General features: G+C 71.0%; 12 protein-coding genes. 5 read left to right on the top strand and 7 right to left on the bottom strand.

The genetic code is table 11. The features are described from left to right. Window positions 1–61: 61 nt before the first annotated feature. Genes DEJ11_RS03925 through DEJ11_RS03915 form a run of 3 tightly spaced genes read right to left on the bottom strand, consistent with a single transcriptional unit; the run spans window position 62 to window position 3,395 of the window. Window positions 62–1,021, bottom strand: a complete 960-nt coding sequence (locus DEJ11_RS03925; RefSeq protein WP_214542713.1) for a carbohydrate ABC transporter permease — start codon at window positions 1,019–1,021, stop codon at window positions 62–64. Next, on the bottom strand, window positions 1,018–2,040 hold the full coding sequence (locus DEJ11_RS03920) for a carbohydrate ABC transporter permease (protein WP_111104232.1): 1,023 nt from the start codon (window positions 2,038–2,040) through the stop codon (window positions 1,018–1,020). Before DEJ11_RS03920 ends, DEJ11_RS03925 begins: the two co-directional genes overlap by 4 nt. Beyond that, window positions 2,040–3,395 carry an ABC transporter substrate-binding protein gene (locus DEJ11_RS03915; RefSeq protein WP_181440872.1) on the bottom strand — a complete coding sequence of 452 codons (1,356 nt, stop codon included), beginning with the start codon at window positions 3,393–3,395 and terminating at the stop codon, window positions 2,040–2,042. The genes DEJ11_RS03920 and DEJ11_RS03915 overlap by 1 nt, the downstream gene beginning before the upstream one ends. Before the next feature lie 120 nt (window positions 3,396–3,515). Between DEJ11_RS03915 and DEJ11_RS03910 the strand changes: the two genes are divergently transcribed. The 3 genes from DEJ11_RS03910 (at window position 3,516) to DEJ11_RS03900 (ending at window position 6,888) form a co-directional block, all read left to right on the top strand. Next, window positions 3,516–4,601 (top strand): LacI family DNA-binding transcriptional regulator, encoded by a 1,086-nt coding sequence (locus DEJ11_RS03910; RefSeq protein WP_181440871.1) that lies wholly within the window; start codon window positions 3,516–3,518, stop codon window positions 4,599–4,601. A gap of 63 nt (window positions 4,602–4,664) precedes the next feature. Next, window positions 4,665–6,161, top strand: a complete 1,497-nt coding sequence (gene uxaC / locus DEJ11_RS03905) for a glucuronate isomerase (protein ID WP_111104230.1) — start codon at window positions 4,665–4,667, stop codon at window positions 6,159–6,161. Window positions 6,162–6,279: 118 nt separating this feature from the next. Then, window positions 6,280–6,888 carry a class I SAM-dependent methyltransferase gene (locus tag DEJ11_RS03900; protein ID WP_111104228.1) on the top strand — a complete coding sequence of 203 codons (609 nt, stop codon included), beginning with the start codon at window positions 6,280–6,282 and terminating at the stop codon, window positions 6,886–6,888. Between the two features lie 30 nt (window positions 6,889–6,918). Here DEJ11_RS03900 and DEJ11_RS03895 read toward each other — a convergent pair whose 3' ends face one another. The 3 genes from DEJ11_RS03895 to DEJ11_RS03885 all read right to left on the bottom strand — a co-directional run bounded on the left by DEJ11_RS03895 (window position 6,919) and on the right by DEJ11_RS03885 (window position 8,212). Then, the gene (locus DEJ11_RS03895; protein ID WP_111029614.1) at window positions 6,919–7,296 is read right to left on the bottom strand and encodes a type II toxin-antitoxin system death-on-curing family toxin; all 378 of its coding nucleotides are present in this window, start codon (window positions 7,294–7,296) and stop codon (window positions 6,919–6,921) included. Next, window positions 7,293–7,550: a ribbon-helix-helix protein, CopG family gene (locus DEJ11_RS03890; protein ID WP_254699648.1), complete on the bottom strand. Its 258-nt coding sequence runs from the start codon at window positions 7,548–7,550 to the stop codon at window positions 7,293–7,295. The genes DEJ11_RS03895 and DEJ11_RS03890 overlap by 4 nt, the downstream gene beginning before the upstream one ends. 122 nt (window positions 7,551–7,672) lie before the next feature. Next, entirely contained in the window at window positions 7,673–8,212 is a 540-nt protein-coding gene (locus DEJ11_RS03885) for a gluconokinase (protein ID WP_111029615.1), read from the bottom strand. Window positions 8,213–8,324: 112 nt separating this feature from the next. Between DEJ11_RS03885 and gnd the strand changes: the two genes are divergently transcribed. Next, complete coding sequence (gene gnd / locus DEJ11_RS03880; RefSeq protein ID WP_111104226.1) at window positions 8,325–9,782, top strand: NADP-dependent phosphogluconate dehydrogenase; 1,458 nt, start codon at window positions 8,325–8,327, stop codon at window positions 9,780–9,782. Window positions 9,783–9,863: 81 nt separating this feature from the next. Here the strand turns inward: gnd and DEJ11_RS03875 are convergent, their stop codons facing one another. Continuing rightward, window positions 9,864–10,619, bottom strand: a complete 756-nt coding sequence (locus DEJ11_RS03875; RefSeq protein ID WP_146249300.1) for a hypothetical protein — start codon at window positions 10,617–10,619, stop codon at window positions 9,864–9,866. Between the two features lie 109 nt (window positions 10,620–10,728). Between DEJ11_RS03875 and DEJ11_RS03870 the strand changes: the two genes are divergently transcribed. Next, complete coding sequence (locus DEJ11_RS03870; protein WP_111104222.1) at window positions 10,729–12,363, top strand: molybdopterin-dependent oxidoreductase; 1,635 nt, start codon at window positions 10,729–10,731, stop codon at window positions 12,361–12,363. Window positions 12,364–12,648: the final 285 nt, after the last annotated feature.

The following is a 12,648-nucleotide window of genomic DNA, read 5'->3' as shown; positions in this document are numbered from 1 at the left end:
TTCGGACGGGAGGCGCGTGGCGGGGCCGCCACGGGCCTCCAGTCCGGTTCTGGGTTGCGGCCTACTTGACGGAGCCGGCGGTGAGCCCGCCGACCAGGTAGCGCTGGAAGATCAGGTACAGGGCGACGACGGGGACGGCGCACACGATCGAGGCGGCCATCATCTGGCCGTAGATCGGGACGGCACCGCCCTCTTGCGTGGTGCCGAGCACCTGCAGCACCACGGCGACCGTCCGGGTGTTCGGGGTCGTCATGATCGTGGAGAACAGGACGTCGTTCCACCCGAGCAGGAACGCGAAGATCGCGGACACGACGATGCCCGGCCACGACAGCGGGAGCACGATCTTCGTCAGGATCTTCGTCGAGCTGGCGCCGTCGATGCGCGCCGCTTCCTCGAGTTCCTTCGGCAGGCCGCGCAGGTACGTGACCATCACCCACGTCGAGAACGGCAGGGCGAAGGTCAGGTAGGTGACGAACAGGCCCCAGCGGGTGCCGATGATCTGCACGCCGGTGGCGCTGGCGATGTTCGAGAACACCACGAAGACCGGCAGGAGCAGGAGCGTGCCGGGGATCGACTGCAGGGCGAGGAGCCCACGCAGGATGGTCAGCCGCCCGAGGAACCGGAACCGGACGAGCACGTAGGCCGTGGACACGGCGAGCGCGGCACTCGCGACGGCGACGGCACCGGCGGTGAGCATCGAGTTCACCAGTCCCTCGCCGAGGGCGACGGTGGACCAGATCTCGACGTAGTTCGACAGGGTGAACTCGGACGGGAAGTACTCGCCACGGGCGACGGCGACGTCGGAGTTGACCGAGCCGAACAGGATGTAGAGCACCGGGACGGCGATGAACGCGATGATCACCGCGATGACGGCGACGAGCAGCCAGCGCGGCAGCAACCGGGTGACGTCGGTGTCGTAGGGACGCTTGCTCCGTCGGCCGCCGCTGCCGGTCGTGATGCTCTCGGTGAGCGTCGCGGTGGGGCGGGTGCGGGTGCTGAAGGACGTGCTCGGGGTGGTCATGCGCGGGCTCCGTCGATGTCGGCGGCGGTCGGGGAGGCGGCGAGCGTGGCGCGGTCGGCGCGACGCTGCTTCCGGTTGGGGCCGGCGTCGTCGCCGGTGTCGAGCTTGACCGCCCGCAGGTAGACGAACAGCGGGATCGCGACGATCACGAGCGAGCAGATCGCCATCGCCGCGGACAGGCCGAAGCGGAACGACTGGAAGCTCGCGATGTACGTCAGGACGGGCATCACCTCGACGCTGGACGGCAGCGGGATGCCGAACAGCACGAACGGCAGCGTGAAGTTGTTGATGTTGTGCAGGATCGAGATGATCACCGCGAGGCTGAGGGGTCCGCGCAGGTACGGGAAGATGATGTACCGCAGCTTCGCCCACCAGGTCACCCCGTCGAGCGCTGCGGCCTCGTGCACCTCGTTGTCCACGGCCTGCAGGCCGGCCAGGGACAGCAGGTAGACGAAGGGCCAGCTCGTCCAGATCATCACGCCGGCGAGCGCCCAGTACGACGCCGAGCCGTTCAGCCACAGCACGTCGGTGTGCAGGATCGAGTTCACGACCCCCTGCGGCTGGAGCATCGTGCGGAAGAACGTGCCGACCACGAATGCCGGCAGCACGTACGGGATCAGGTAGATCGATCGGACGAGCCCGCGACCGGGGAACCGGTTCTGCGTCGAGATCGCGGCGGCGACCCCGATCGGCACGGTCACCGCGGTGACGAGCACCGACAGCGACACCGAGATCCAGATGGAGTGCAGCAGCGGCGAGTTCGTGAACGCCTCGGTGAAGTTGGCGAACCCGACGAACGGGGCGCTGAACCACTGGCGGAGCGTGTACTGGTCGAGGTCGAGCATCGCGATCCAGAAGCCCACCAGCAGCGGCACCACGATGACGGCGAGCATGAGGACCCCGCCGGGTAGGAGCATCCACAGCGGGCGCTCGCGTTTGTAGAGGGGCGTCTTGCCGGCCGGGCGGACCGGCCGGGGCGGCGCCGCGTCCGTGCGGGGCCTGGTCTGCATGCTGGTCATCACAGACCTCCGTTCTTCTGACGGTCGAGGGTGGCCTGGGCGTCCTTCTGGGCGTCCTGCAGTCGCTTGCGGAGCTGGTCGTCGGTGACCTCGCCGGACTTCAGCGACGGGATCGACTGCACGACCACGTCGACCAGGGCGAGCTGGATGTCGGACCAGGCGCCGGTGAACGCGGTCGGCTTGGACAGGCGGCCGGCGTCGATGATCGGCTTGAGCTGCGGGTTGTCGGCTGCCAGGTCGGCGGCGGCCGAGGCATTGGTCGGCAGGTTGCCGAACAGGTCGTAGTACTCGAGCTGGGCCTTCGGGGCGCTGAGCTGCTTGACGAACGCGAACGACAGCTCCTGCTTGCTGCCGTAGTCGGCGACGACCCAGTTGTCGCCGGACAGGATGCTGGCGGCCTCGATCCCGTCGGACGGCCGCTCGGACGCCCCCGGCGGGACGGTCGGCAGCAGGGCGAACTCGTACTTGCCGTCGACCTTGGTGTCCTTGAAGGAGTTGATGGCGGTGGTGGTCGTCATCGGGAAGAACGCGGCCTTGCCCTCGGTGAACTGCGCGAGGGCCTGGGCGTTGTTCCAACCGATCGCGGCCGGGTCGACGACACCGTCCTTCGTGACCCAGTCGAAGTAGGTGCGGTAGGCGTTCTCGACGGCCTTGCTGTCGATCTCGGCCTTCGAGCCGTCGACGATCGTGTTGCCGGCGTTCTGGGCCATCCCCCACACGAACTTCCAGGGGTCGAAGCCGTCGGCGTAGGCGATCGCCATCCCGTGGCGTCCGTCACCCGTGGTGGCCTTCGCATCGGCGGTGAGCTCGTCCCACGTCGTGGGCATGTCGGTGATGCCGGCCTTCGCGAGCAGGTCCTTGTTCACCGCCATCACGAACGGACGGCTGGCGAACGGGATCCCGATCTGCTTCGACGCACTCGGACCGGAGATGCCGAACGACGCGGGGTCGAACTGGTCCTTGCCGCCGATCGCGTCCCACTCCTTCGTGCCCATCTCGACGAAGGCACCGGTGGCGTACGCGGTCGGGGTGAAGGTCGTGCCGATCGCGTAGACGTCGGGGCCCTGGCCGGAGATGACGCTCGTCTGGATCGCGGTCAGTTCCTCCTGCGCGGACGAGTAGGTCTCCCACTGGATGTCCGCACCGGTCGTGCGCTTGAACTCGGCGGCGGTCTCCCGCTGCCACTGCTTGCGTTCCTTGGGGTAGGTGGTGTCCGCGCCCATCATCACGCGGAGGGTGTTCGGGTCGTCGCCGCTGCCGTTCACCACAGCGCATCCCTGCAGGGACAGTGCGGTGAGGGCGACCACGGCGACGGCACCGACGAGGGTGCGGACTTGCAGTCTTCGCGTCTTCACGGGGGTTTCCTCCTCGAGACCTCCTCCGAGCGGCGCTGCTCGGTGGCACCACTGTTCCGCCGTTGGCAACATGCGGCAACCGGTTGCCACTTGTTGCCAGACGCGAATACGTTCGGCCTCGTGAAGGACCTCTCGACGGACGGCGGCGGGCGCACGGGCGGTGCCGCGGGCACCGCCGCTGGTGCCGCGCGTCGCGTCACCATCCGCGACATCGCCGACGCCACCGGGGTCGCCGCGTCCACCGTCTCCCGCGCCCTGTCCCTGCCCGACCGGGTCAACCCCGTCACCCAGGAGCGCATCCAGCGGGCAGCTCGCGAGCTCGGCTACGTCGCCAACTCGCAGGCACGGGCGCTGACGTCCGGGCGCACCCGCGCCGTCGCCGTGCTCGTGTCCGACATCACGAACCCGTTCTACTTCGACGTCATCCGGGGCACGCAGCACCAGCTCGCCGGGGCCGGCTGGACGCAGCTGCTCGTCGACACCGAGGAGTCCGCCGACGCCGAGATAGCCGCGCTCACCGCCGTGGGGGCGAAGGCCGACGGGGTCGTGCTCACGGCGTCACGACTGTCCGACGCGCAGATCGCACGGTTCGCCGAACGGATCCCCCTGGTCGTGGTGAACCGCCGACCCACCGGCGTGCCATCGGTGCTCATCGACACCCCCGGCGGGGTGGAGCAGGCGGTGCAGCACCTGGTGTCGCTGGGACACCGGGAGATCCTGTACGTCGCCGGGCCGGACAGCTCGTGGTCGAACGAGCGTCGGTGGCGCGCGCTCGTGCAGGTCGCCAAGCGCCTGGCGATCCGCGTCGCCCGGGTCGGGCCGCACGCACCCTTCGTCGACTCCGGCGCCGCGGCCGCCGACGCCGCCGTGCACGCCGGTGCGACCGCGTGCATCGCCTTCAACGACCTGATCGCCATCGGGATGCTCGCCCGGCTGCGGGAGCGCGGAGTCCGCGTCCCCGAGGACATGAGCATCGTGGGCTGCGACGACATCTTCGGCGCCGACTTCTGCAACCCGCCGCTCACCACGATGACCTCGCCGATCGAACGTGCCGGCCGGGTCGCGATCCGGATGCTGCTCGGACGGCTCGGCGCCCTGCCCGCGGATGAACTCCCCGGGGAGCACATGTCCGGCGCCGTCGCCCTGCCCACCCACCTGACCGTGCGCGAGTCGACCGGGCCGGCGCCCCGTGCCGGAACCGCCTGATCCGGAAATCCCGCCGCCCCACACTCGCACCACCCGAACTCGCCGCCCCCGAAGGAGTCGATGATGACCCGCACCAGCACCCCCACCCGGCTCGCACCGCACCCCGACCGGCTGTTCCCCGCCGACCCCGGAGCGCGAGCCGTGGCACGCACCGTGTACGAGGCGGTCAAGGACGCCCCGATCATCTCGCCGCACGGGCACGTCGACGCGGCGCTGATCGCCTCGGACCAGCCGTTCAGCGACCCTGCGTCGCTGCTCATCACCCCCGACCACTACGTGCTCCGCCTGCTGCACGCGAACGGGGTGGACCTGGCCGCGCTGGGACGCGCGGACCTGTCGGGGCCCCGCCCGGGCTCGCAGGCTCGCCCGGCGGCGTCGGCGCATCGCTGGCGCGATGCCGCTGAGCCGACGCCGCCAGGCCGTGCCATCTGGCGGCAGCTGGCGGAGCACTGGGACGACTTCCTCGGAACCCCCGTGCGCTACTGGTTCGAGACGGAGCTGCACGACGTGTTCGGGCTCGACCAGGCGCCGTCCACGGCGAACGCGGACGACCAGTACGACCACCTCGCCGGCCTGCTAGCGTCGCCCGCCTTCCGGCCACGCGCGCTCTTCGACGCCTTCGGCATCGAGGTCCTCGCCACCACGGACGGCCCGGCGGACGACCTCGCTGCGCACGCGCAGCTCGCCGCGGACCCCGGCTTCACCGGCCGGGTGCTCCCCACGTTCCGCGCGGACGCCGTGTTCGACCCGACGCGGTCGGACTGGAGGCCCGTGGTCGCGTCGATCGGCGAGGCCGCCGGCATCGACACGGGCAGCCACGCAGGGCTGCTGGCGGCTCTCCGCGCACGTCGCCACTACTTCATCGAGCACGGTGCGACCGCCACGGACACCGGGGTGCTCGACGCGGGCTCCGCTCCCCTGCCGTCGAGCGAGCGGGAACGCATCCACGCCGCGGCGCTGCGCGATGCGTCCTCGGTCACCGAGGCCGAGGCGACGGCGTACCGGCACGACATGCTCTACCGCTGGGCGGAGATGAGCGTGGAGGACGGCCTCGTCATGCAGCTGCACCCCGGGGTGATCCGGAACCACCACACCCCGACGCTCGAGCGCTTCGGGCCGGACACCGGGCACGACCTGCCGGCCGTCGGGTCCTTCACCGAGCCGCTCCGGCCGCTGCTCGAGTCCTTCGGCACCGTTCCCGGGTTCCATCTGGTGCTGTTCACCGTCGACGAGACCGTCTTCTCGCGCGAGATCGGGCCGCTGGCGGGCTTCTACCCCGCCGTGTACGCGGGCGCACCGTGGTGGTTCATCGACACCCCGGCGGCCATCGGGCGCTACCGGTCGGCCGTCACCGACTCGGCGTCGTTCACCAAGACCTCCGGGTTCATCGACGACACCCGCGCGTACTGCTCCATCCCCGCGAGGCACGACATGGCGCGGCGGGCAGACGCGGCGTACCTGGCGTCGCTCGTGGTCACGCACCAGGTCTCCGAGGAGGACGCCGTCCGCACCGCCCGCCGCATCGTGTCCGACATCCCTCGGGCGACGTTCAAGCTCTGACGCTGGCGGCGCCGCACTGCCGCGTGGTGCGAGGTTCCGTGCCTGGTGCGAGGGGTGCCGGGTCGCACGGAACACGGAACCTCGCACGGTTCGGCGCTGCGGCGGTACGGTCGGGCGCATGACGGAGCGGGTGACGGCGGCGTACGGCGCTCGGGCCGACGAGTACGCGGCACTGCTCGGGTCGATGGACACCGTCCACCCCGACGACCGAGCCCTCGTCGACGCCTGGGCAGCCGGTCGAAGCGGTCCCCTGGTCGACGCCGGGTGCGGCCCCGGTCACTGGACGGCGCACCTCGCACGGCAGGGGCACCGTGTCAGCGGCATCGACGCGGCGCCTGAGTTCGTCGAGCACGCACGACGGACGCACGGCGCCCTGGACGCGGACATCGACTTCCGGGTCGCGTCGCTCGACGCGCTCCCGCTCGTGGACGGCAGCGTCGACGGGGTCCTGGCCTGGTACTCGGTGATCCACCACGAACCGTCGCAGATCGGTGGGGCACTCGCCGAGTTCCGTCGGGTGCTCGCCCCCGGCGGTGGGCTGCTGCTCGGGTTCTTCGAGGGCGCCGCGGTCGAGGCCTTCGACCACGCCGTCGTCACCGCCTACCGCTGGCCGGTCGCGTCCCTGGCGGCGCTGCTGGACGAAGCGGGCTTCGACGTCGTGGACGTCCACACCCGCACGGACCCGGGGGCCCGGCCGCACGGGGCGATCAGTGCGGTGCGCCGCTGATCGCTGACCGCTGTCCGTTCCAGCGGCCGGTCAGGCGTCCGAGACCATCGCGGTCAGAGCAGCAGCGATCTCCGGCACGGCATCGAGTTCCCCCTCGGCGATCGCGACGATGAAGTCGTACGCCTGATCGTTCGAGGCGTGGAGCCGGACGCCGTTCACGCCGAGGAAGACCACGAGCAGCATCAGCCCGAGGCGCTTGTTGCCGTCGACCAGGGCGTGGTTCCGGACGGCGGAGTGGACGAGCGCCGCCGCCTTCTCGACCAGCGTCGGGTAGGCGTCGTTCCCGCCCACCGACGCGGCGGGTCGCGCGACCGCCGCCTCGAGCAGTCCGACGTCGCGGATCGCGTAGTCAGCTCCCAGGGTCCGACGAGCGACGTGCAACGCCTCGTCGGTCGTGAGGTGGATCACTTGCCGAGTCGTTCGAGCGCCTCGGCGTAGCGCGGGAGTTCTCGGTCGAGGATGCCGTCGATCAGATCGCTGCGGCTGTGCTGCTCGACGTACTCGCGGATGGCGGCGCGCGCGACGTCCTGCATCGAGCGCTCCTCGAGGTCAGCACGCTTGCGCAACGCCGCTGCCTCGTCGTCGTCGAGTCGGAGGGTCATGGCCATGGGGTCGATGGTATCAAGAGTGGTATCTGAACGCGCGGCAGTGATCGTGGTCATGGAGCGACGGTACGAGCGTCTCCCTCGACGCGGACGGGACCGGGGATCGGTTGGGGATGGCGACGGCCGCGCTGCGCCCTGTGGAGGAACTGCCCGGATCCGTCGCGGGTCGTCGACGCTCGTCAGGCGGTGGTGACCGCGAGCGCGGCGAGGATCTCCCGCACGGTGTCGTCGACCGATCCGTCGATCGACACCGCGACGGCGGCCTCGTCGGGCTGCGGCCACTCGAGGGTCGCGAACTGCGAGTCGAGCAGCGTCGTCGGCATGTACTCGTGCTGGCGGTGGGACTGCCGTTCGGCGATCAGGTCGCGCGACCCGTCGAGGAAGGCGATGACGAGACCCGGCGCGGACTCGCGCAGCCGGTCCCGGTAGGCGCGCTTGAGCGCCGAGTTCGCCATCACGCACCGGGAGCCGTCCGATTCCACCGCGGCGATCCGCTCGGCGCAGGCGTCGAGCCACGGCCAGCGGTCGTCGTCGGTGAGCGGGATCCCCTGCCGCATCTTCTCCTTGTTGGCGACCGGGTGCAGGTCGTCGGCGTCGACGAAGACGCACGGTTCGCCCTGCGCGACCAGGGCGTCGGTGAGCGCCTGGCCGATGGTGGACTTGCCGGAGCCGGAGACCCCCATCACGAGGACGGGCGGGTGGACAGCGAGCTCGCTCATCCCTCCACAGTATTGATCCGGTGAACTCTGGTCCCCAGTTCCCGCAACACCTGTGCGATCCCAGACCGCCGGTCGTAGGTTGGGCGCCAACGTCAGGACAAAGGAGGCCCTCGTGGCAGACAACAACGGTCAGGCGAACATCGGAGTCGTCGGACTCGCAGTGATGGGCTCGAACCTCGCCCGCAACCTCGCATCGCGCGAAGGCAACACGGTGGCGGTCTACAACCGCACGTACGCCCGTACCGAGGAGCTGCTCCAGGAGCACGGCGACGCCGGGTTCATCGCGTCCGAGGACATCGACGGGTTCGTCGCCTCGCTGTCGAAGCCCCGGACCGCCATCATCATGGTGCAGGCCGGCAAGGGCACCGACGCCGTGATCGGACAGCTCGCCGAACGCTTCGAACCGGGCGACATCATCGTCGACGGCGGCAACGCGAACTTCCACGACACCATCCGACGTGAGCACGACCTGCGCGAGAAGGGCCTGAACTTCGTCGGCACCGGCATCTCCGGTGGAGAAGAGGGCGCACTCAAGGGCCCGTCGATCATGCCCGGTGGCTCGAAGGAGGCCTGGGAGACGCTCGGGCCGATCCTGAAGTCGATCGCCGCGGTCGCCGAAGGTGAACCGTGCGTGACCCACATCGGCACCGACGGCGCCGGGCACTTCGTCAAGATGGTGCACAACGGCATCGAGTACGCCGACATGCAGCTCATCGCCGAGTCGTACGACCTGCTCCGTCGCGTCGGCGGGCTCTCGGTGGAGGACCTGGTGCAGGTCTTCGACGAGTGGAACAAGGGCGACCTCGAGTCCTACCTGATCGAGATCACCGGTGAGATCCTCAAGCAGCGCGACGCCGACACCGGCAAGCCGCTCGTCGACGTCATCCGTGACGCGGCCGGCTCGAAGGGCACCGGCGTCTGGACCGTGCAGAACGCCGTGGGCCTGGGCATCCCCGTCTCGGGCATCGGCGAAGCCGTGTTCGCCCGCGCCGTGTCGTCGAAGCCGACGCAGCGTGCCGCGGTGCAGCAGTCGGTCAAGAACCGTCCGCAGATCGCCGAGGTGCCGGACACCTTCGCCGACGACGTGCGTGCGGCGCTGTACGCCTCGAAGGTCGTCGCGTACGCACAGGGCTTCGACCTCATCATCGCCGGGGCGAAGGAGTACGGCTGGGACATCGACCTCGGCAACGTCGCGAAGATCTGGCGGGGTGGCTGCATCATCCGAGCTCAGTTCCTGAACCGCATCGTCGAGGCGTACGCCGAGAACCCGAAGCTCGAGTCGCTGCTGGTCGACCCGTACTTCGCGAACGCGGTGGCCGAGGGCGAAGCCGCCTGGCGCCGCATCGTCGGCATCGCGGCTGCGTCGGGCGTCCCCGCTCCGGGCTTCTCGTCCGCGCTGTCGTACTTCGACTCGCTCGCGTCCGACCGTCTGCCCGCGTCGCTGATCCAAGGCCAGCGCGACTTCTTCGGCGCGCACACCTACCAGCGCATCGACAAGGACGGCACCTTCCACACGCTGTGGTCCGACGACGACCGCCGCGAGGTCGAGCAGGAGCCGTCCACGCACTGACGACCGCACCCGCTGCCGACCACGGAGGTCGGTGCGGGTCCTGCAAGGAGGGCCTCGCTGACCACGGGGCCCTCCGTCGCGTCAGGCGACGATGCGTTCCCGTGCCAGGTCGGCGACGAGCCGGTCCAGCCGTGGACCGCGCCCGAGCAGCCGACGCGAACCGGGGGCGGTCCGGACGAAGAACGTCGCCACCGCGGGGGTGTCGTCCGGTCGTACGTGGTGGATCGCCACCGCACACGCGCGGCGAGCGCCAGCGGAACGGCCAGGGCGCTCGGAGCCACCGTCTCGCCCCGAGCCGTCCGAGCCGTCGACGCCGTCCGCCACGTCTTCGAGTCCGACGTGCACGACACGACTCCACCGGATCACGAGCAGCCGGGTCGCCCGCCGTTCGTCGAGTTCCCACAGGGAGGCCTCGGTAGCGCCGAAGGCCCAAGTCACGCGCGAACCGAGGTGGGTGTCCGGACGGACCTCGTCGACGACGCCACGGAGTTCGGGCGTCGGCGCCGCCGGCACCAGCCACACCGTCGGGTCGATCCGCCGGATGGCGAGCGCGAGGGCCTCGTCCGCCTGCCGCCGCCGTGCCGTCGCGGTCCGCACGACGGCGACCACGATGACCACGACACCGAGGGCGATCGCGCCGAACTCCACGATGCCGTACCAGGAGAGGTCGACGCCCGGCGCCGTCGAGACCACGACGATCCGGGTGATCAGGAGGACCAGCCAGACGACGACGATGACCCAGCGCAGGGTGGCGAGTCGACGTGCCGGAGACATCGGTGTCCGCCCGGCACCGCGGGCACGACCGGACCGCGGGACACCATCCGGACGCTGCAGCACGGTCCGATCCTCCCACGAGCCGCGCGCCACCTGCTGGCCGAACCCGATGAACGCGCGGGGAAGCCCGCACACACAGCCCACGAGCGGCCGGGCGACCTACGCTCGGGCGGTGACCACCGAGACGACGGACGAACCGATCGGTCGACCGACGGCGGGTCCGTCGGACGGCCCGGGCGGGCCCGATGCCCCTTCGACCCGACGTTGGACGCTGATCGCCGCGATCGTCGGCGTCGTGGCCGCCGCCGCGTTCCTCGGTGTCGCCGAGTTCGGCGCGCTGCTGCTCGGCGGAGCGGGCAGCCCCCTGGTCGCCGTCGGATCCGCCGTCATCGACCTCGCTCCCCCGGGTGCGAAGGACTTCATGGTCGCCGTGTTCGGCACCGGGGACAAGGTCGCCCTGTTCGTGCTCATGACGGTGATCGTCATCGCGATCAGTGCCGGTGCCGGTGTCCTCGAACGTGCACGACCGCCCTTCGGTGCCCTCGTGTTCGCCGCCGGTGGCGTGCTGGCGCTGCTGGCTGTCAGCACCCGCTCGGGCAGCGGGACGCTCGACGGCGCCCCGACGGTCCTCGGCATCGCGGCAGCGGTGGTCGTCCTGCGCCTGCTGCTCCAGCGGCTGCGCCGGTGGGAGGCCGCGGCGACCGTGCCGACGGCGGCACCGCGACCGGCGTCGACGGAGCGGCGGACGTTCCTGGTCTGGGGCGTCGCGACGGCGACCGTCGCGGTCATGGTGGGCACCGCCTCCCGGCTGGGGTCGTCCGCGATGCAGGCGGCCGCTGCTGCCAGGCGGGCCATCCGGCTGCCCGCCGCGGCGACCCCTGCACCGGCGGTCCCCGCGGGTGCGTCGCTCGACGTCGACGGCATCACCCCGTACATCACGTCGAACGCCGACTTCTACCGGATCGACACGGCCCTGCGGGTACCGCAGGTCGACCCCGCCGACTGGTCGCTCCGCATCCACGGCGCGGTCGAGAACGAGATCACGCTGACGTGGGACGAACTGCTCGCGCTGCCCCTCGAGGAGCACGTGGCCACCCTGAGCTGCGTGTCGAACGAGGTCGGCGGTGACCTCATCGGCACGGCCCGCTGGCTGGGCTACCCCATCCGGAAGCTCCTCGCCCGGGCGCGTCCGACGGGCGACGCCGACATGGTGCTCTCACGGAGCATCGACGGGTTCTCCGCCGGCACCCCGCTCGACGTGCTGCAGGACGACGGCACCGCGGCGCTGCTCGCGGTCGGGATGAACGGCGAGCCCCTGCCGACCGAGCACGGGTTCCCGGTGCGGATGGTCGTGCCGGGCCTGTTCGGGTACGTCTCGGCGACGAAGTGGGTCACCGAGCTCGAGGTCACCCGGTTCGCCGACGCGCAGGGCTACTGGACCCCGCGTGGCTGGTCGGAGCGTGGCCCGGTCAAGCTCGAGTCCCGCATCGACACCCCGCGGAACGGGTCGACCGTGACCGCGGGCAAGCCGGTCGCGATCGCGGGGGTCGCGTGGCAGCCGCACAAGGGCGTGAAGGCCGTCGAGGTCCGCGTCGGAGGCGGCGGCTGGCAGCGCGCCGAACTCGCCGACTCGGTCTCCGCGGACACCTGGCGGCAGTGGGTGGTGCGGTGGACGCCGACCGCCGGCTCGCACCGCATCGAGGTGCGCGCGACCAGTGCGGACGGCGAGGTGCAGACGAGCGTGGACCGGCCGCCGGCGCCCAACGGTGCGACGGGCTGGCACACGGTGACGGTCGACGCGCGCTGACTGCCCGGGAGCGGGTCCGCGACACGCCCGCAGACGGCCGTCGAGGTGGCAGAAAGCGCCGGTCCGCGGGCGCGCAGGCGACACTTCGCGTCACCTCGGTGGACCTGAGCGGCATGTCGTGACCGCTCGGCGCCGGCGCGCTTCGGTCACCCGACGTCCTGGAGGCCCGGTGACAGCCCGCCCCACCCCTCGCCGTGGTCGCGCGACACGCCACGTGCGTCACGCCGGGGGCGCAGAAAGCGTCGGTTCGTGGGCGCGCAGGCGACACTTCGTGCCGCCTCGGCG

It is taken from the genome of Curtobacterium sp. MCLR17_058 (assembly GCF_003234705.2).
In the GTDB taxonomy this organism is placed as follows: domain Bacteria; phylum Actinomycetota; class Actinomycetes; order Actinomycetales; family Microbacteriaceae; genus Curtobacterium; species Curtobacterium flaccumfaciens.
Note: the sequence above shows the minus strand (reverse complement) of the source record. Positions and strands in the feature narration are given on the sequence as shown.